The 19178-nt window shown below is 30.5% G+C and carries 17 protein-coding genes; 8 read left to right on the top strand and 9 right to left on the bottom strand.

Features of this window, described 5'->3' with window-relative positions; translation table 11 throughout:
* Window positions 1–28 precede the first annotated feature (28 nt).
* Complete coding sequence (gene yidD, locus AC1EUV_RS09350) at window positions 29–268, bottom strand: membrane protein insertion efficiency factor YidD (protein ID WP_480198891.1); 240 nt, start codon at window positions 266–268, stop codon at window positions 29–31.
* 9 nt (window positions 269–277) lie between these two features.
* The gene (gene cysS, locus AC1EUV_RS09345; protein WP_480198433.1) at window positions 278–1756 is read right to left on the bottom strand and encodes a cysteine--tRNA ligase; all 1479 of its coding nucleotides are present in this window, start codon (window positions 1754–1756) and stop codon (window positions 278–280) included.
* 145 nt (window positions 1757–1901) lie between these two features.
* Here cysS and AC1EUV_RS09340 point away from each other — a divergent pair, with 145 nt between their 5' ends.
* The 6 genes from AC1EUV_RS09340 (at window position 1902) to AC1EUV_RS09315 (ending at window position 10818) form a co-directional block, all read left to right on the top strand.
* Window positions 1902–2603 carry a hypothetical protein gene (locus tag AC1EUV_RS09340; protein ID WP_480198432.1) on the top strand — a complete coding sequence of 234 codons (702 nt, stop codon included), beginning with the start codon at window positions 1902–1904 and terminating at the stop codon, window positions 2601–2603.
* Window positions 2604–2619: 16 nt separating this feature from the next.
* Complete coding sequence (locus AC1EUV_RS09335) at window positions 2620–5373, top strand: TonB-dependent receptor plug domain-containing protein (protein ID WP_480198431.1); 2754 nt, start codon at window positions 2620–2622, stop codon at window positions 5371–5373.
* Window positions 5374–5375: 2 nt separating this feature from the next.
* Complete coding sequence (locus AC1EUV_RS09330; protein ID WP_480198430.1) at window positions 5376–6605, top strand: DUF4249 domain-containing protein; 1230 nt, start codon at window positions 5376–5378, stop codon at window positions 6603–6605.
* Between the two features lie 48 nt (window positions 6606–6653).
* Window positions 6654–7673 (top strand): DUF4249 domain-containing protein, encoded by a 1020-nt coding sequence (locus AC1EUV_RS09325; protein ID WP_480198429.1) that lies wholly within the window; start codon window positions 6654–6656, stop codon window positions 7671–7673.
* A 225-nt stretch (window positions 7674–7898) separates the two neighbouring features.
* Entirely contained in the window at window positions 7899–9086 is a 1188-nt protein-coding gene (locus tag AC1EUV_RS09320; RefSeq protein WP_480198428.1) for a DUF4249 domain-containing protein, read from the top strand.
* Window positions 9087–9096: 10 nt separating this feature from the next.
* Window positions 9097–10818: a hypothetical protein gene (locus AC1EUV_RS09315; RefSeq protein ID WP_480198427.1), complete on the top strand. Its 1722-nt coding sequence runs from the start codon at window positions 9097–9099 to the stop codon at window positions 10816–10818.
* 47 nt (window positions 10819–10865) lie between these two features.
* Here AC1EUV_RS09315 and AC1EUV_RS09310 read toward each other — a convergent pair whose 3' ends face one another.
* From AC1EUV_RS09310 to AC1EUV_RS09300, 3 genes are read right to left on the bottom strand one after another with little or no spacing between them, the layout of a single operon-like run.
* Window positions 10866–11891, bottom strand: coding sequence for a hypothetical protein (locus AC1EUV_RS09310; RefSeq protein ID WP_480198426.1), 1026 nt, complete (start codon window positions 11889–11891; stop codon window positions 10866–10868).
* Complete coding sequence (locus AC1EUV_RS09305; protein WP_480198425.1) at window positions 11872–12432, bottom strand: hypothetical protein; 561 nt, start codon at window positions 12430–12432, stop codon at window positions 11872–11874. Before AC1EUV_RS09305 ends, AC1EUV_RS09310 begins: the two co-directional genes overlap by 20 nt.
* Window positions 12425–12973 carry an RNA polymerase sigma factor gene (locus tag AC1EUV_RS09300; protein WP_480198424.1) on the bottom strand — a complete coding sequence of 183 codons (549 nt, stop codon included), beginning with the start codon at window positions 12971–12973 and terminating at the stop codon, window positions 12425–12427. Before AC1EUV_RS09300 ends, AC1EUV_RS09305 begins: the two co-directional genes overlap by 8 nt.
* Before the next feature lie 100 nt (window positions 12974–13073).
* On the opposite strand from AC1EUV_RS09300, the gene meaB reads away from it, so the two are divergent.
* Window positions 13074–14159 (top strand): methylmalonyl Co-A mutase-associated GTPase MeaB, encoded by a 1086-nt coding sequence (meaB, locus tag AC1EUV_RS09295; RefSeq protein WP_480198423.1) that lies wholly within the window; start codon window positions 13074–13076, stop codon window positions 14157–14159.
* Between the two features lie 74 nt (window positions 14160–14233).
* On the opposite strand, the gene AC1EUV_RS09290 is transcribed toward meaB, so the two are convergent.
* From AC1EUV_RS09290 to AC1EUV_RS09280, 3 genes are read right to left on the bottom strand one after another with little or no spacing between them, the layout of a single operon-like run.
* Window positions 14234–15346: a peptidylprolyl isomerase gene (locus tag AC1EUV_RS09290; RefSeq protein WP_480198422.1), complete on the bottom strand. Its 1113-nt coding sequence runs from the start codon at window positions 15344–15346 to the stop codon at window positions 14234–14236.
* Window positions 15347–15356: 10 nt separating this feature from the next.
* Window positions 15357–15887 carry a gliding motility-associated peptidyl-prolyl isomerase GldI gene (gene gldI / locus AC1EUV_RS09285; RefSeq protein ID WP_480198421.1) on the bottom strand — a complete coding sequence of 177 codons (531 nt, stop codon included), beginning with the start codon at window positions 15885–15887 and terminating at the stop codon, window positions 15357–15359.
* Window positions 15877–16908 carry a DHH family phosphoesterase gene (locus AC1EUV_RS09280; protein ID WP_480198420.1) on the bottom strand — a complete coding sequence of 344 codons (1032 nt, stop codon included), beginning with the start codon at window positions 16906–16908 and terminating at the stop codon, window positions 15877–15879. The genes gldI and AC1EUV_RS09280 overlap by 11 nt, the downstream gene beginning before the upstream one ends.
* Window positions 16909–17045: 137 nt before the next feature.
* Here AC1EUV_RS09280 and AC1EUV_RS09275 point away from each other — a divergent pair, with 137 nt between their 5' ends.
* Window positions 17046–17465: a nucleoside-diphosphate kinase gene (locus AC1EUV_RS09275; protein WP_480198419.1), complete on the top strand. Its 420-nt coding sequence runs from the start codon at window positions 17046–17048 to the stop codon at window positions 17463–17465.
* 45 nt (window positions 17466–17510) lie between these two features.
* Here AC1EUV_RS09275 and menD read toward each other — a convergent pair whose 3' ends face one another.
* The gene (gene menD / locus AC1EUV_RS09270; protein WP_480198418.1) at window positions 17511–19175 is read right to left on the bottom strand and encodes a 2-succinyl-5-enolpyruvyl-6-hydroxy-3-cyclohexene-1-carboxylic-acid synthase; all 1665 of its coding nucleotides are present in this window, start codon (window positions 19173–19175) and stop codon (window positions 17511–17513) included.
* Window positions 19176–19178: the final 3 nt, after the last annotated feature.

The raw sequence follows: 19178 nt of genomic DNA, 5'->3' as shown, positions 1-19178 counted from the left end.
TAAGATTTAGCCTTTCAGAATTTTGAATTTACTTATTTTTTGATTCTGGCACCGGATCATACCCTTCTCCTCCCCAAGGATGACAACTACCAATTCTTTTTATTGCTAACCAGCCTCCTCTGAACAAACCATGCTTTTGCAAGGCCTTTATAGTATAATGAGAACAAGTTGGTGTATAGCGACAACTAGCAGGTAAAAAAGGTGAAATAGCTCCTTGGTAAAAACGAACTAAAAGAATAAAAGGATATGTAAGTATTTGTCTAATTATTTAATGAACTTAATTAACAGAAAAAGTAGTGCCATCTTTACCATCTTTTAGTTGAATACCTATATCTGATAATTCATAACGGATTTTATCAGACAAAGCCCAGTCTTTATTTGCTCTAGCATCATTTCTCATACCTATCAACATTTCAACAACAGCATTTAACTTATCAGAATTATCTTGTTCAGACACATTCTCTAACCCTAAAACGTCAAAAATAAAAGCGTTTACTGTTTGGATGAACTCTTTTAAATCTTCAGCATTCAAAGTGGTTTTGCCTTCCTTTAATTGATTTATATATTTGACTCCTTCGAATAAATGAGCAATTAATATAGGCGTATTGAAATCGTCATTCATGGCATCATAACATAATTGTTTCCATGCTTGAACATTAATTGAAGACGTATTTGAATGTGATAAGTTCTTTAAGTCATTTACAGCATTAATCAACCTATTATATCCTTTTTCAGCAGCTTCTAAAGCATCACTAGAAAAATCTAAAATACTTCTATAGTGTGCTTGCAACATAAAAAATCTTGCAACTGTTGCCGGAAATGGCTTACTTAGAATGTCATTATCTCCAGAAATAATCTCACCCGGTAAAATATTATTTCCTGTCGATTTTGCCATTTTCTTGCCATTCAACGTCAACATATTACCATGCATCCAATAACGAACAGGTGAAATTCCTTTGTTGGCTTGGGCCTGTGCTATTTCACATTCATGGTGCGGAAACTTTAAATCCATTCCGCCACCATGAATATCAAATTGATCTCCTAAATATTTAGTGCTCATCGCTGTGCATTCTAAATGCCAACCTGGGAAACCAATTCCCCATGGTGAAGGCCAACGCATAATATGCTCTGGTTGAGCCTTTTTCCATAAAGCAAAATCTTGAGGGTTTCTTTTCTCAGATTGTCCATCTAAAACGCGTGTATTGTGAATGGCGTCTTCTATATTCCTACCACTTAGGATACCATAGTGTTCTTTTTGATTATATTTTAATACATCAAAATACACTGAACCATCGACTTCATAAGCCAAGCCTTTATCAATTATAGTCTTAATGATCTCTATTTGCTCAACAATATGACCAGTTGCGGTAGGCTCTATGCTAGGTGGTAAGAAATTAAATTGCCGCAAGACATTGTGAAAATCTACAGTATATTGTTGCACTACTTCCATAGGTTCTAATTGCTCTAAACGTGCCTTTTTTGCAATTCGATCTTCGCCTACGTCTGCATCATTTTCTAAATGCCCAGCATCCGTAATATTACGCACATAACGCACCTTATACCCTAAATGCTTAAAATAGCGAAAGATCATATCGAAAGACATAAATGATCTCACGTTACCCAAATGAACATTACTATATACCGTTGGTCCGCAAACATACATACCTATATAGCCTTCTGTTAAAGGCACAAAATCTTCTTTTTTATTGCTTAGCGAATTATAGATTTTAATTTGTTGACTCTCGAATAAATTCATTTGACAAGTACTAATTACTGAGGTGGTAAATTTAGAAAGAAAATATTAGTTCGAAATTATTAATTCGAATAATATTTAAAACAATATTTAATATCATTGCATCATAATTAACATTTTTTTAGCAAAAAATGCATAAGTTTATATAATGAAAAAAATTGCAATATTCCTGTTTTTATTCTTTTATACGTATTGTACTCATTCTCAATTAAATGAAAATGCAAAGCCCTATTTTCAATGGTTTGATGATGTAACCGATGCCAGAAATAGTAGTTTAAGTGATGGTACTTCTTATATAGAAGCTTATAAAACCAAAAAAGGGTATCACCAATATTATTTAACTGCTGATTTTTTAACTGCTGATTTGACATATGATCAACAATTATACGGCAATGTAAATTTGCAGTATAATTTATTTACCGATCAGTTAATTCTTAGGTATTATAAAAAAGATAATATAAGAACAATACAATTAATTAAAGATAAGGTAAAGGAATTTATTATTGATGGTAGAAAATTCATTGCAATAAAAAAACAAACTAATGGTGAAGCTGAATTCTGTGAAGTATTATTTGAAAGTAAAAACTTAAAGCTTTTAAAAAAGCACTTTAAAAAGAGGCAGAAACATGTTGAAAATGGATTGGTTTATTATAGCTTTAAAAAGAAATCTAATCTTTTAGCACTTATAGATGGTGAAATTTCTAAAGCAGATACTAAAAAAAGTATTCTAAAACTTTTACCCAACGATAAAAAAGTAATTACTAATTTTTCTTCAAAAAATAATTACCTCTATAATAATAACAGAGACCAGTTTATGAAATTACTTTTCCAACAAATTGCTAACCAATAAGATTTTGTAAATAAATATGAAAAACCTTCTAATAATTGTATTTATTCTATTTAGTTCATTAAGCTTAATAGGTCAAAATGATACTGAAAAGATTACTCTAGATTTTGATAACTTAAAAAAAATAGAAGTAATTGAACTTATAGAACAAAAGTCTAATTACAAATTCTATTTTGTTGAAAAATGGTTAGATACAAATAGGGTATCTGGTAATTTTAATAATGCATCGATAAACTCTGTTTTAAATAATCTTTTTAAAAATTCTTTGATAAACTATTATGTTTCAAAAACTGGAAAAATAATTCTTACTGAAAATAACTTAATAAGAAGTGAGCTTCCAAAAAATTTCTTTACGCTAAAGAAAGCTGAAATCGAAGAAAACGACGAAACCGTCATTTTTGTAGAAAACGTTGCTCAAAGTACTAGTTCTAGCATAGAAACTATCAGAATAGGTAAAGAGAACCCTACTTCTAATAGAAAAAAATATGTCCTTTCTGGAGTGGCAAAAGTTAGCACTACTGGAAATCCTATTCCTAATTTAGTTATTAATGTAAGCAATAGAGGCATTAATACTGTGACTAATAACAAAGGATTCTATTCTTTAGAACTACCGGCTGGCTTAAATATAATAGAAACAAAATCGCTTGGTATTCAAGATTCAAAAAGAAGAGTCATTTTATATAATAATGGTACATTAAACTTAAATTTAAATGAGTCTTCTGAACTACTAGATGAATTAATTATTGAAGCTGAAGGTGATAGAAATGTTAAAGAAGCAATCACTGGAGTTTCTCAGATTAAAATAGAAGAAATTAAGAACATCCCATTAATATTAGGTGAAAGAGACATTTTAAAGGTCGCTACTACTCTACCAGGGATAAAAACAGCTGGTGAAGGTGCTTCTGGTTATAATGTAAGAGGCGGTAAGACAGATCAAAACCTAATTTTATTAGATGATGGTGTAATTTATAATCCTTCACACTTTTTTGGTATTTTTTCAGCTATAAATCCTTTTACTTCAGGTGATGCTAAAATTTATAAAGGAAATATTCCCTCTGAGTTTGGTGGTAGATTAGCATCAGTTTTTGATATTAAGACCAAAAAAGGAAATGTTGAAAAATTCTCTGGCGAAGCTTCAATAGGACCAGTTACAAGCAATTTAACTTTAGAGATACCTATTGAAAAAGACAAAGCTTCCCTTTTAGTGGGTGGTAGAGGTACTTATTCTAACTGGATATTAAGATCATTAGATGACGAAAGACTTAATAAAAGTAAAGCTTCATTTTTTGATGTAGTAGCAAAATATGATCACACTATTAACGAAAATAATGATATTAAATTAACAGGGTATTTTAGTAAAGATGAATTTAGTATAACTTCTGATTCTTTATTCAATTATAGTAATCGATTGGCATCGTTTTCATGGATTCATAAAGTCAATAAAAAAAATACTTTAAATCTAATTTTAGCAAATAGTGAATATAAGTTTAATATTGAATTTGATGGGAATTTAGACAGAAATTTTGATTTGGGTTATAAGGTGAATGAAACCGAATTAAAACTAAAAATGAAATATTTACATAGTGACAAACATAAATTTGATTATGGATTGTCAAGTAAATTATACAATGTAGACCCGGGTAGTATCAAACCATTGGATAGCGAATCTATAGTTGAGTCGTTAATAATTCCAAAAGAAAGAGCTTTAGAATCCGCTGTTTTTATTTCTGATGAATTTGAAGTGAATAAAAAATTATTACTCAGTTTAGGGGTTAGATATTCATTTTATGCCTCATTAGGTGAATCAACTCAACGAATTTATGCTGATGGTTTACCCAGAAATCAAGGAACTCTTGAACGCACAGAAGACTTTGACAAGAATGAAGTTATAGAAACTTATGGAGGGCCTGAATTTAGAGCATCTGCTAGGTATTTTCTTGGCGAAGACTTTTCTATAAAAGCTGGCTATAATAGCACATACCAATATATACATACACTTTCGAATAATACTACTGTATCTCCAACTGATACGTGGAAGTTATCAGACCTAAATATTAAACCCCAAGAGGGGCAACAAGTTTCATTAGGATTATTTAAAAATTTTGATAGTAATAATTATGAACTAAGTCTTGAAGGATATTATAAAAAAACTAAAAATATTTTAGATTACAAGGTAGGTGCAAATCTATTACTGAACGAAACCATAGAAGCAGAAGTCTTACAAGGTGATGGTAAAGCATATGGCGTTGAATTTTTAATTAGAAAAAATAAAGGCAGACTAAATGGTTGGCTAGGCTATAGCTATTCAAGATCTTTTAATAAATTAGATAGTGAGTTTGCTGAAGAACGGATTAATGGCGGCGAATTTTTCCCTTCGAACTTTGACAAACCGCATGACGTTAACTTAGTAGCTAATTACAAATTAACAAAGCGTTTTAGCCTTTCAACAAATTTTACTTATCAAACAGGGCGACCAGTAACATACCCGATTGGTAACTTTGTAATTAACGGTACGCAGCGCGTATTTTATAGTGATCGAAATAAATTTAGAATACCAGATTATTATAGACTAGATATTGGCTTAAATATTGAAGGAAATCATAAAATTAAAAAGTTTGCTCATAGTTTTTGGAATATTTCTGTCTATAATGTTTTAGGAAGGAACAATCCGTATTCGGTATTTTTTGTTACAGAAAATGGTGAAATAAAAGCATACAAAAGCTCAATTTTCGCAATACCTGTACCTACAATAACCTATAATTTTAGATTCTAAGAATGGCTATTATTAAAAGGTATACAAAATTTACCCTAGTCGTAAGCACATTAATTCTTAATGGTTGTATTGAAGAATTTGTCCCTGAAACAATCATTTTTGAAGATTTATTGGTGGTTGAAGCTACTGTAACTGATGAATTTAAGTTTCAAGAAATAAATTTATCTAGAACTTTTCGTTTTGAAGAAGAACCAATTATTGAAAGTCAAGCCAATGTAATGATTGTAGATGATTTACAAAATATGTATCAATTTAATGAAAAAGAACCTGGTAAATATATTTCTTCTACAATGTTTAGTATTCAATCTAATAGAAATTATACTTTGAAAATAACTACAAAGGATAATAAATCTTATTCTTCAAATTCAGCTCAATTACCGAGTAATAAAGCTCAGATAACAGATGTTTCATATATTAGAACAGCTAATACAGACGATGTCGAAGGTATTGATATTCTGGTTGATAGTTTTGATCCATCCGGAAATTCAACTTATTATCGGTATGAATTTGAAGAAACACAACGAATAGTTGTTCCGGATTGGGGAACTCAAGAAATAGTGATTATTTCTGATGTACCTCCTTTTGAAGTTGATGCAATTTTTAGAACAGAAGAAAATAGAACATGTTATAAAACAACTACAAGCAACAGTGCCATTATACAGACACAAACAAATAATTTATCTGAAGATAGAGTAACAAAGTTCCCAGTAAAATTTATCTCAAAAAATGATTCTATTATTAGAGATCGCTACAGTATTCTAGTCAAACAACATGTACAGTCTTTGGAAGCCTATATATATTTTCAAACATTAAATGAATTTTCAAATTCTGAGAGTGTCTTTTCAGAAAATCAACCTGGTTTTCTTACTGGAAATATTTTTTCCGACACCAATCCAACTGAAAAAGTATTAGGCTTTTTTGAAATAAGTTCAGTTTCGACAAAACGTTTGTTCCTAAATTATCGAGATGTTTTTCCTAATGCCAACCAATTGCCTTTTTTTGCATCTTGTGGCAAAGGAGTAAGAACTTTTCCTGCGCTTGTTGATCCTGAAAGCCCAAGTTTTTCACCTTTAATTGATCTTCTCAATAGAAATGAGGTAGTATATTATGCAAGAAATGAAGATTTTTTCGGAAATTTTATTGAAGATCCACCATTTGAAGTGACACCTAGAGAATGTGGTGATTGTACTTTTTGGGGTAGTAATGTAAAACCAGATTTTTGGATAGATTAAAATCGTAAAGCCTCATTTTTTTCATTGTATATAATTTTTTAATGACTTGTGAAATATAATTTTAAAAATATAAAATCCATTTTTAATAAGGCATTTATTTGTATTTTAATACTTCTATCTGGTTGTGTTGAAGAATTTATACCTGAAACCATAGTTGTTGAAGATTTACTAGTTGTTGAAGCTACAATAACAGACGAATTTAAATTTCAGGAAGTTAAACTATCAAGAACTTTTCAATTCGAACAAGAACCAACTTTTGAAAGTGAAGCGAATGTAAAAATTATTGATAGCAATCAGAATATTTATCAATTCAATGAAACTGAACCGGGTAAATACATTTCCTCAAATATGTTTAGTATTCAGCCTAACATTAGTTATACTCTAAAGATAATTACAAATAATAATAGATCTTATTCTTCGACTTCATCTCAATTACCAAGCAATACAGCACAAATAACTGATGTTTCTTATCAACGAACTACCAACTCAGATGGTGTGGATGGTATCGACATTTTAGTAGATAGTTTTGATCCATCTGAGAATTCATCTTACTACCGTTATGAATACGAAGAAACATATGTTATTGCTCCACCTTTCTGGAGTCCACATGAAGCTGTTATACTATCAGACTCACCACCATTTATGGTAGATTTTACTCAGAGAACTGAAAATGAAAGAATTTGTTTTAATACTATATCAAGTAATAGCATTATACAAACACAGACTAATGGACTCATGGAGAATAGAATTACAAAATTTCCGATAAGATTTATTGCACAAAATGCTTCAGTTATAAGAGACAGGTATAGTGTCTTAGTAAAACAGCATGTACAATCTTTAGAAGCTTATACATATTATCAAACTCTGAATGACTTTTCAAACTCTGAAAGTGTATTCTCAGAAAATCAACCAGGCTTTATTGAAGGAAATATTTTTTCAGAAATTGATTCGAATGAAAAGGTTATAGGTTTTTTTGAAATTAATTCTGTTTCTTCAAAAAGATTGTTTTTTAATTATCGTGATGTTTTTCCAAACGAAAATAAACCGCTTTTTTTGCAGAATGCATAGATCTAGAATCGCCGTTACTAACAGATGCAAATAATCTCAACTTCTCTCCATTAATTGATCAATTAAACTCTGGAGAATATGAGATTTTTGATTTGAATTTTGAATTCTTTACAGATGAGCTTGATCCGATAAGACCATTTATATTAATAAATAGAGAATGCAGTGATTGTACAGTTTTTGGCACCAATGTGAAACCAGATTTTTGGATAGATTAGATTAATCATAATGAAGAAAATAATTTTATTGATTTGTATTTTGATGACTAGCTGTGTTGAAGAGTTCGTGCCAGAAACACAGACTTTTGAAGATTTGCTTGTTGTAGAAGCCACAATAACAGATGAATTAAAGCTTCAAGAAATTAGATTGTCTAGAACTTTTCAATTTGAAGAAAGTCCTATTGTAGAAAGTCAAGCTGATATTATAATTACTGATAGTGATCAGAACTCTTTTGAATTTAGAGAAACGGTTCCAGGTAAATATTTATCAATAGTAGAGTTTAATGCCGAATTAGATAAAAGTTATACCTTACATATAAAGACAAAAGATAACAGATCTTATAAGTCATCAGCTGTGAACTCAACAAATAATACAGCAGAATTGACTAACGTTTCTTATATAAAAACTACTAATTCTGATGGTGAAGAAGGAATTGATATTGTGGTGGATGGTTTCGATCCTTTAGATAACTCTACTTACTATAGATATGAGTTTGAAGAAACCTATAAAATAATAGCTCCGTTATGGAGCCCTTTAGATGCCATAATCACTTCAAATCAGCGCCCTTTTAGTGTTAGTACTGAACCTAGAGAAAAAGAAGAACGGATATGCTATAATACCATTTTGAACAATACTATTATACAAACTGAAACCAATAATTTAATGGAAGATCGAGTGACAAAATTGCCATTAAAATTTATTTCTAAACAAAATCCAGTTCTTAGAGACAGATATAGTATTTTAGTAAAGCAATATGTACAGTCTTTAGAAGCATATAGTTATTATGAAACATTGAATGAATTTTCTAATTCTGAAAGTGTATTCTCAGAAAATCAACCAGGGTTTTTAACGGGTAATATTTTTTCTGAAACAAATGCTAATGATAAAGTACTAGGTTTATTTGAAGTTACATCTTTAAAATCTAAAAGAATTTTTATAAATTATGAGGACCTATATCCAAATGAAGGTAGGGCTCCTTATTTTATAGATTGTGACCTTCTTGCACCTCCACTTAGTATTGGAGATGATTCTAATTCTCCATTAGTAAGAGCAATTGAGGCAAATACTTTGAAATTTGTAGATATTAATTTAGAGCCTACCGAAGAAAGACCTGGGCCATTTTTAATGACCCAAAGAGAATGTGGAGATTGTACGGTTTATGGGTCTAATATAAAACCAGATTTTTGGATAGATTAATAAAAGAAATATGAAAAAAACACTAATTATCGCCCTTCTTCTTTTAGCAAATGTTTTTGGTTTTAGTCAATCAAAACTAACATTAGCAGATATTCCACAAGAAAAAATATTTGTACATATAAACACTACTTTTCTAGTGTCTGGTGAAACTTTATATTATAAAGTTTATTGTCAAGATAGAGAAACAAATAAGCCAACAGTTTTAAGTAAAATAGCCTATGTAGAACTTATCAATCAAGATAAAAAATCTATTTTTAAACAAAAAATCAAGTTAATAAACGGTCAAGGGTATAGCGATTTCTTAATCCCAGCATCTCTAAATTCTGGTAGCTATAAATTAATTGCTTATACCCTACTAATGAGAAATAAAAATCTTTTTTTCGAAAACGACTTGTTTATTGTTAATCCTTTTCATGAAGACCAGTCTAAAGTTTTAGATACAGTTAGTAATGCTAATTTAGATAGAACTCTTAAACAAAACGTCAATAGTGCTACAGCTACTAATAAATCTCTTTTATTAAAAATTTCTTCTGATAGATTAACAACAAGAGAGAAAGTATCATTACAGTTAAGCTCAATCTTGGGGAGTGACGGTTATGGTACATATTCTGTTTCAGTAAAAAAAGTGAATCCAATCAAAGCGCCTGATAAGAAAACGTCTTTTATTGATAAAGACAAAATGAAGGATCAAAAAAAGTTGCCGGTAGGAAATAATCTTTTTATCCCTGAATTTAGAGGTGAATTATTGATTGGAAAAGTTATACAACAAAAAACTAATGATGCAGTTCCTAATAAAAAAGTAGCACTGTCTATTCCTGGTAAAAACCCAATATTTAAAATTGCAAGTACAAACGAAGATGGTACGTTTTACTTTAATCTAAATGATCGATATGAAAATTCTTCTGCTTTACTTCAAGTAATTGGAGACCTAAACAATACCTACGAAATTATTATTCTAAAGGAAAAACCGATTGATTATAGTCAATTTGAATTTAACAACTACTATATTAATGAACAATCAAAAGATTTTATTCTCAATAACAGCATACATAATCAAATAGAAAATTCTTTTAGTAGCGTTAAAAAAGATTCAATAATAAAGTTTAGAAAAGTCGATCCGTTTTATGGTTCTAAAGCAACAGTTTATAATTTAGATGATTATAAAAGGTTTCCAACACTAAAAGAAACCTTTGTAGAAGTTATTGAAAACGCTTGGATAGTATCTAAAAAAGACAAATATTCATTTAAAATAAAAAGAGATTTAAGAACTATTGATTATGACTTAGCTACGCTATTACTTGTTGATGGTATTTTAATTCAAGATCACTCAGAAATTATTGATTATGATTCTAATAAAATAGACAGAATTAGCATTATTAGAGATCAATATATTTATGGTCCTCATATTTTTGAGGGTATAATATCTATTAATACTAAAGACGGCAACTATAGCAATCCTAATAAAAACAACTATATAAAAGAAATTGAACTATTCAAGCCTGAACTCCCAAAAAAATATTTTTCTCCAAATTATACAGGTGGCAATAATTATGATCGTATACCCGACTATAGAAGTCAATTATTGTGGTTACCAAATTTAAAAATAGACAAAAAAGAAGCCTCCATTAGTTTTTATACTTCTGATAATTTAGGAGAGTACTTAATTAGTATTGAAGGGTTTACAAACAATGGTAATCCAATTTCAATTACAAAAAACATTAGTGTGAAATAAGAAAAACCACCCGAATGAGTGGTTATAAGTTGATTTTTGCAAGAACTTTATTTAGGGAAGCTCAAAGTACCATAACGTACATTCATATTAAATTTTGCTCCTTTAGGTGCTTTTATTTTAATATGTTTTTTGACTTTTAATTTATCTCTATTTTTTACGATAACTCGAACATCTTCTCTATGCTTAGCCAATGCCTCTCTACGCTTCTCTAAAGTTTCTTGGCGTTTTACTAAATCAAGCTTGCGTTTTTCCGCTTTTTCCTTTAGTTTTTCTTTTCTTTCCTTTAAACGCATTTCATATTCTTTGGCTCTTTTTTCAATTCTTTCTTCATAGCGTTTTTCGCGTTCTTCTATTCTTTTTTCTAATTCTTCTTGACGTTTTTCTAATTCTTCAGCAGAAAGATCGTCTCTATCTGTAGAAATTATAATCGAGTTTTTGCCAATTTTAATATCTGCTCCCCTCAAAGCGCCTCTATTACGCTCTTTCCACTCTTTTAAATAGTTTTTATCTTTTTTGTACTTTTTAAAATCAAATTTATCAACCATAAAAATGTCATCAAAATCAAAAACGAATGGTTCAACAGGTGGCATTGGAGGAATCACAATATCTGGTATTACAAAATCTAAAGAGTCTAATAACTCTAAACTAGCCACAGAAATTTCTGGTAACACATATCGTAGATTTTCATTAACATTTCTTAAAGATTCTTCTACAATTATATCATAATCAGGAGCATCAAAATCAAATGAATGTATATCTATAAAGCTAGAAGACCCTGATTTTATTTTTACCTTATCCTTATTACCTATAGCCTCAAAATCCCATCGATTATAAAAATCATCTCTCATTTTATTATCTACTTCTCCATCAATTTTCATAAAAGCTTCAACAACAACTTCGTTTTTATCCCATGTCTCAATCTCAATATCAGTATATTTAGTATTAATATCTACTACCACATCTGATTTAACTATAAATCGTTCTTTAAAATTTTTCTTTTTGTCTTGGGCACTAAGAATTATGGTCATTAAAAATGCCATAACAAAAACCATTCTATATTGTACTGTCTTCATTTTTTATTGAGTTTGATGTTTTTAATTCGTTTAACTGATCTTTTAACTGAAGTAATAGTTGCAAGCGCAATTGTAGATTAGTAATCAATGAATTAATCGTTTTTTCATTAATTCCATTCTCAGACAATTCTTTATTTAACCGTTTATAATCTTCATCTAGCTTGCCTATTTTTTCTAAATAATCTTCAAGAATTTTTTTATTCTCTGGCGTTTCTTCTAGACCAGCTAATTCGTAATTAATTGCAGCCAAGTAATAGTTTTCTACTTTTTGCATTTCTGGTGAAATACTACCTAAGCTGGCAAATTTAATTTCTGGAGTTTCTTCTATTTGAGTCGCGCCAATATTTGTATTTAAAGCATAATAGCCTAGACTTACCAACAACACTAATGATGCGACAATCTTTAAGAAAAAGAAGTTATTTCTCTTTTCTGGCTTATGAAATTCAGACAATCTATCTTCAAATCGGTTTCTGTGACCTTTAGGAAGCTCTGATTGATTATGCTCAGCATTTTTTAAAATCTCTCTTATATCTTTAGGCATAATTATATTGTTTTAATAATTCTTTTAATTTGTTCTTTCCTCTATGCAATTGTGATCGTGATGAAACTTCAGAAATTTTTAATATCTTTGAGATCTCTTGATGATCGTACCCTTCTAATAAAAATAGTTTTACAACTACTTTATATTTTTCTGGTAACTGATGAATTGCATTTTTAATATTGTCAATCGTTGTACTATCATCAACTTCCCAATTTTCCTCATCTGCTACCTGAATCTTTTGATTATTAAGAGAAACTATTGTTAGTTTTCTCTTTTTTAACCAATCTAAGCATCGGTTAATTACAATCCGTTTTAACCATGCACCAAACGAAACTTCACCACTAAACCCATCTATATTCTGAAAAGCCTTTATAAAAGCCTCTTGGGTCATATCTTCCGCCACAGCTTCATCTTTCACAAAATTATAAGCGGTATTATACATTGCGCCGCAGTACATATCGTATAATTGCAACTGCGCTTTTTTATTGTTTTTCTTACATTCTTTGATCAAACGAGATTGTAAAAATTTGGTTTGGCTCATGATCTGTTTTTGATTCTATTCTAAATACGATTAATTACATCTTGCGTTGCACTTTTCTAACTTTTTTTATCATAAATTTACATTTTATCGCTTTCGCGGAATGAATAAACGATCAAAACATATAAGTGCTTTACATGAAGTGGATGGAATAAATCAACCAAAATCAACTGACTCTTCCTCCATTAATAGGATAAAATTAAGCAGAAATAAACTACCAGATACGAAAGAATTTGTAGAACAAATTTTAAAGGAAAATCGTAGTTATTTAAGTCGAGCTATTACATTGATAGAAAGCATTAATCCTAAACATCAACAACAGGCTTCAGAAATTATTAATGCATGTTTACCACACGCCAATAGTTCTATTAGAATTGGTATTACTGGTGTTCCGGGTGTAGGCAAAAGTACTTTTATAGAAGCCTTTGGAAAACATTTAACAGGATTAGGGAAAAAAGTGGCGGTACTTGCAGTTGACCCAAGTAGTTCAATAAATAAAGGAAGTATTCTTGGCGACAAAACACGTATGGAAGCTTTGGTAAAAGATGACAATGCTTTTATACGTCCTTCACCTTCTGGTGATTCTTTAGGTGGCGTTGCGCAAAAGACTAGAGAAACGATTATTCTTTGTGAAGCTGCCGGTTATGACACTATAGTTATAGAAACAGTTGGTGTCGGTCAGTCTGAAACCGCAGTACATTCTATGGTCGATTTCTTTTTGCTTTTAAAATTAGCTGGTGCTGGTGATGAATTACAAGGTATTAAACGCGGCATTATAGAAATGGCAGATGCCATTGTAATTAACAAAGCAGATGGTGATAACATAAAGGCTGCAAAATTGGCTAAAACAGAGTTTGCCAGAGCTTTACATTTATACCCGTTAAAAGAAAGCACATGGCAGCCAAAAGTTGCTACTAGTAGTGCTTTATATGAAAAAAGTATTGATTCGGTTTGGCAAATTATTGAGGAATACTTATCGACTACAAAAGACAATAATTATTTTGAACAAAAGCGAAATGAACAGAATAAGTATTGGCTATTTGAAACTATTAATCAACAGTTAAAAAATCGATTTTATTCTAATGCAACTATCAAAAAGGAGTTAGATAAACAGTTGCAACTTATAGAACAAGCTAAAATTACACCATTTGAAGCTGCTAAACTACTATTGACATTGCCTAAAAAATAACCGAACTTCGTTATCAGTCGCTAAAATGAATTAAAACTCACATTAGCTTAACGATAACAAAACATATAAATTTTTTACTCTAGGTCTTGACTTTCATCAACCACCTCAATTACAAAAATTAGATCTGTATTTGGTGGTATAGAACCAGAACCTTGAACACCATATCCTAAATGTGAAGGTATAAAGAGCATGGCTTTATCACCATAATCCATATTTAACATTCCTTCTCTAAAACCAGGTACCAATGTAGCTTCTTCGCTATAAACCATTTGAAAAGGATTATATAATCCTGCTTCTTCCTTACGAACGTTGAATTTATTCATACTTCTTGCCAACTCAGAGTAACTTGTATCGAATAAGTTACCATCAGTAAAATAACCGGCATAATTGATGCGTACTGTAGTTCCTTTTCTTGGTTTTATACCAGAGCCTTCTTCAAGAATTAACATTTTAAGGCCAGACTGTAAAGAATCTGCTTTAACTTTATTAGCTTCTACATCCTTTAAAAACTCAGCTTTAAGCTTGGCTATTTTTTCATTTTTAAGTCGTGCCTTCTCTTCTAATTCAGCAAAATAAGTAGTAAATACCTTTGAAGCATCAAATTGATTAGCTTCATTACCAACTCTAACAATTTTGACACGATTCATTTTATCTCCAACCTCAATATTATCAACTATATTCTGCCCGAGTACAACCCGACCGAAAATAGTATAGCTGCCGTTTAAACTTTGGTACTCAGCATTGGTTATAAAAAACTGACTTCCATTGGCATCTCTACCTCCATTTGCCATAGCTAATATTCCTGGTTTATCGAAAACAAATAAATCAGTGCTATCTTGTTTTTTAGGATGTTCATTTTCAAATTCATATCCTGGTCCACCAGAACCATTTGCGTTCGGATCTCCTCCCTGTATCATAAAATTAGGAGTAACGCTATGAAATGTTAGCCCGTCATAAAATCGTTTACCTTTATATTTATTTTGAACATATAAATTAGTTCCTTCTGCAAGAGAAACAAAATTAGCAGTGGTAATAGGTACATCTTTATATTCAAGAGCTAATAAAATATCGCCTTTTGTTGTCTCTATGTCTACATATAGGCCATCGGATAAGTTTTTATACTTTTCAGATTTGCAAGACATTAACGCTAGCACTAAACCAATAATGAAGATACTTAACCTGTTCATTATAAGCACACTATTTTTTAATTAGCTGTTTTAAAGTTACTGTATATCTTAAAGGTTGATTACCACCAATTTTCTGATAGCCAGCATAACCATATGCTTTATGCGAAGGAAATAAGAATGTAATGGTTTCACCTTCTTTCATCAACCTTATAGCGTCTTGTAAACCAGTAATCAATTCTTGTTTGTCAACGACATAACTTCGTTCACCTAACTCCTCTTTAGAATAGATTTGTTTACCATAAATATCAGCTATTTCATATTCATAAAGAACCTCATCCCCTTTAACAGGAAAAACTGTCTTCAATGTATCTTTAACGTTGTAGTAATACCAAAATCCATTTGAGGAAGCAATATAATTAGTAGTAGAATCCTCTTTCATCAAACGAAGTAACTCTTCCTCTTCTAATTTGTTTATAGTTTTATTCCGCTCAATAGATTCTTTTAAAAATGTAGATGTTTTACGAACTACAGGCTTTCTAGGTTGTGGTTCTGAACATCCTATAATTAATAAAACTGCTATTAAAAATATACTATTCTTCATAAGACTCTTGTAATTCTTTTTTATACTGTGGTACGATCTTTAAAAATTTATCTACAGTATCTTTTAAACTTAATTCACTTCTACCGCCTGCAGCATTATCATGACCGCCTCCGTTAAAGTGATTTCTAGCAAATTGATTTACCGAAAACTTTCCTTTTGATCGAAAAGATATTTTAATGATTCCTTGTTTTTGGTCTTCAATAAAAATAACGGCCAACGTAATTCCTTTTAGTGATAGTCCGTAATTAACAAACCCTTCAGTATCACCTTTCTTAAAGTTATATCTATTCAATTCACGCTGTGAAATAGTAATATATGCAGTTCCACAATCATTTATAGTTTTTAAATTCCTTAGCGCGGTACCCAATAACTGCAACCTATTGTAAGAATTAGTATCATATAAACTATTATGAATTTTAGTATGATCTATACCTCTACTCATTAAATCTGCAGCAATATTTAATGTTGTTTTGGTGGTTGAAGGGTATTTAAATGAGCCCGTATCTGTTAAAATGCCCGTATACAAACAAGTTGCTATATCAGTATCAATTTTATCCAACGTCTTTAATTTATCAAATACATTGTATACCATTTCACTAGTAGATGACATCGAAGCATCTGAATAAGTAACTATAGCATAATCGTCTGGTTGCTCATGGTGATCTATCATGATGTATTTAGCATCCGCTTTTTCTAAAACCTGCTGCATATCATGACCAACTCGGTGTAAAGCGTTAAAATCTAGGGTAAAAATTGTATCGGCTTTTTCAATATAGTTCTTTGCAGCCTCAGATTGCTCTTCGAAAATAATTATATCACTTTGGCCAGGTAACCATTTTAAAAAATCAGGACAATCATTAGGCGAAACAATTGCAGCATTTTTGTCAATTTTTTTTAAATAATGATACAACGCTAAACATGATCCATAAGCATCACCATCAGGATTTCTATGTGGAATTATTACTACGTCTTTAGATACGGAAAGTAACTCTTTGAAGTCTTTAATTTGATCTGAATTCATTGCTTGCGAATATACAATAAATTAAAATCTATATAAATTGATTTTGCCAATACATCCTTGTAAAATATTAATACTAAGATAATTTTGGTAAACCATAAAATACGCTATTTTTGCACAGAATTTTTCAAAAGATACTAATGACAACAAATAGAACATTTACAATGCTTAAGCCTGATTCTGTAGAAAAAGGTAATATTGGAGCAATTTTAGAAAAAATTAATGCTGCTGGTTTTAGAATAGTAGCTATGAAATTAACGCAAATGACTACAAGAGATGCGCAAGCATTTTATGCAATTCATAAAGAAAGACCTTTCTTTGGTGAATTAGTAGAATACATGACACGCGGACCAATTGTTGCTGCTATTTTAGAAAAGGACAATGCTGTTGAAGACTTTAGAGCTTTAATTGGAGCTACAAATCCTGCTGAAGCAGCAGAAGGCACCATTAGAAAAATGTTTGCAGATTCTATTAGTGAAAACGCTGTACATGGTTCTGATAGTGATGAAAATGCAGCTATAGAAGGTGCTTTTCATTTTTCTGAAAGAGAAATGTTTTAATATAACATCTATAAAATATTGAAGCCTGCTTTTCAGCAGGCTTTTTTATTTTAGATACTTAAAATACTCTTTAAGTACTTTATCATTCAATTCTTTAGGGGTATTGATTTCCAGCAACTTTGGTTGATCAGTAACTTCATAAAAATCTTTCAACTTTTGATTAAGGTCTGCCTCATTAACTGCACATTCATAATCAAAACCAAACATAGTACATAAATGAGAGGCATTTAAATTATGATCTGTTTCAAAATACTCTATTGCATCTGTAGAAGTTGGGCCTGGTATAAATCTAAAAATTCCTCCCCCACTATTGTTTATTAAAATTATTCTAAAATCATTTTTAATGTGATTATTCCACAATGCATTACTATCGTAAAAAAAACTAATATCGCCAGTAATAAAAGTAGTCTGTTCTTTTCTAACCAATGCAGCACCAATGGCTGTAGATGTACTACCATCTATACCACTTGTTCCTCGATTACAAAAAACTTTTAACGTCGGATTTATATCAAACAATTGGGTATATCTTATTACTGAACTGTTTCCTAATTGCAACATTGAATTACTTGGAATCGACTTTAAAAGTTCATCAAAAACCTTAAGATCAGAAAAGTTAGACCTTTCTAAGTAATCTTTGTGCTTATCTGCTCTTGATTGTTTTAATAACATCCAAGTATTTTGATATGTACTATCAACGTCTTTAACTAGTTTATTAAACTCATTAAAAAATATCTTCGGAATTATCTTAAAATGTTTACTTAAGCAATGGAAAGTATCTAAAGCTTTCTTTTTATCAATATGCCAATGATGTTTAGCCTGGTACTTTCTTAAGAATTGTTTTACTTTTTTTGATACAACTAAACCACCTAACGTTAATAATACATCTGGTTGTAATTGCTCAAATTCTTCATCATTCAATGGAATAATCAATTTATCAATACCGTTAATAACATTTTCATTACTAAGGTTAGAAGAAGTTTCTGTGAAAATTAATACAGATTGATCTTTGCTAAACACACTTATATATTCTTGCAATTCATTATCAGGAAAATTAGATCCAACAAGTATTATCTTTTTATTGGAAGTATTCCATATATCAGCATATTCTTTTAACTCATCTCCTAAAATCGAATCTTGATTTAAGATTTCTTTAGGGTGAATTTCTTTCACAAATAATTCGCCTACTGTTTCATACAATGGTTCGTCAAAAGGAACATTGATATGAACTGGACCTCTTTGCCGAATAGAAATTTGAAGTGCTTCTTCAATTAAGGAAGAATTAGCGGAAGTATAATCATCACTTTCAACCAAATTCGCATTGAACAACGAATGATTTTGAAATACATTTTCTTGTCGAATAGTTTGGCCATCACCAATATCGATCAAATATCTTGGACGATCAGCAGAAATAACTACTAAAGGTATGTCGCTATAAAAAGCTTCCGCAATAGCGGGATAATAATTTAATAAAGCAGAGCCAGAAGTACAAACAATTGCCACAGGTTTCCGTTTTTGCTGAGCAATACCCAGCGCAAAAAAAGCAGCACAGCGCTCATCTACTATGCTATAGGTTTTAAAGTTTTGATGGCTTGTAAATCCTATTGTTAATGGTGCATTACGAGAACCTGGAGAAATTACAACATCTTCAACATAATAAGCAGCGCAATAAGATATTATAAGTTGTGCTAGTTCTTTTTTGGGATAACTCATCAA

The sequence above is a fragment of the Maritimimonas sp. 2304DJ26-3 genome, assembly GCF_056591635.1.
This window is presented reverse-complemented; position numbering and strand designations above follow the sequence as displayed.

Excerpts from the sequence above, each read along its gene's own strand:
- cysS (WP_480198433.1), bottom strand. The coding sequence starts at position 1,756 with ATGAATTTATTCGAGAGTCAACAAATTAAAATCTATAATTCGCTAAGC.
- AC1EUV_RS09340 (WP_480198432.1), top strand. The coding sequence starts at position 1,902 with ATGAAAAAAATTGCAATATTCCTGTTTTTATTCTTTTATACGTATTGT.
- AC1EUV_RS09335 (WP_480198431.1), top strand. The coding sequence starts at position 2,620 with ATGAAAAACCTTCTAATAATTGTATTTATTCTATTTAGTTCATTAAGC.
- AC1EUV_RS09330 (WP_480198430.1), top strand. The coding sequence starts at position 5,376 with ATGGCTATTATTAAAAGGTATACAAAATTTACCCTAGTCGTAAGCACA.
- AC1EUV_RS09320 (WP_480198428.1), top strand. The coding sequence starts at position 7,899 with ATGAAGAAAATAATTTTATTGATTTGTATTTTGATGACTAGCTGTGTT.
- AC1EUV_RS09315 (WP_480198427.1), top strand. The coding sequence starts at position 9,097 with ATGAAAAAAACACTAATTATCGCCCTTCTTCTTTTAGCAAATGTTTTT.
- AC1EUV_RS09310 (WP_480198426.1), bottom strand. The coding sequence starts at position 11,891 with ATGAAGACAGTACAATATAGAATGGTTTTTGTTATGGCATTTTTAATG.
- AC1EUV_RS09305 (WP_480198425.1), bottom strand. The coding sequence starts at position 12,432 with ATGCCTAAAGATATAAGAGAGATTTTAAAAAATGCTGAGCATAATCAA.
- AC1EUV_RS09300 (WP_480198424.1), bottom strand. The coding sequence starts at position 12,973 with ATGAGCCAAACCAAATTTTTACAATCTCGTTTGATCAAAGAATGTAAG.
- meaB (WP_480198423.1), top strand. The coding sequence starts at position 13,074 with ATGAATAAACGATCAAAACATATAAGTGCTTTACATGAAGTGGATGGA.
- AC1EUV_RS09290 (WP_480198422.1), bottom strand. The coding sequence starts at position 15,346 with ATGAACAGGTTAAGTATCTTCATTATTGGTTTAGTGCTAGCGTTAATG.
- gldI (WP_480198421.1), bottom strand. The coding sequence starts at position 15,887 with ATGAAGAATAGTATATTTTTAATAGCAGTTTTATTAATTATAGGATGT.
- AC1EUV_RS09280 (WP_480198420.1), bottom strand. The coding sequence starts at position 16,908 with ATGAATTCAGATCAAATTAAAGACTTCAAAGAGTTACTTTCCGTATCT.
- AC1EUV_RS09275 (WP_480198419.1), top strand. The coding sequence starts at position 17,046 with ATGACAACAAATAGAACATTTACAATGCTTAAGCCTGATTCTGTAGAA.
- menD (WP_480198418.1), bottom strand. The coding sequence starts at position 19,175 with ATGAGTTATCCCAAAAAAGAACTAGCACAACTTATAATATCTTATTGC.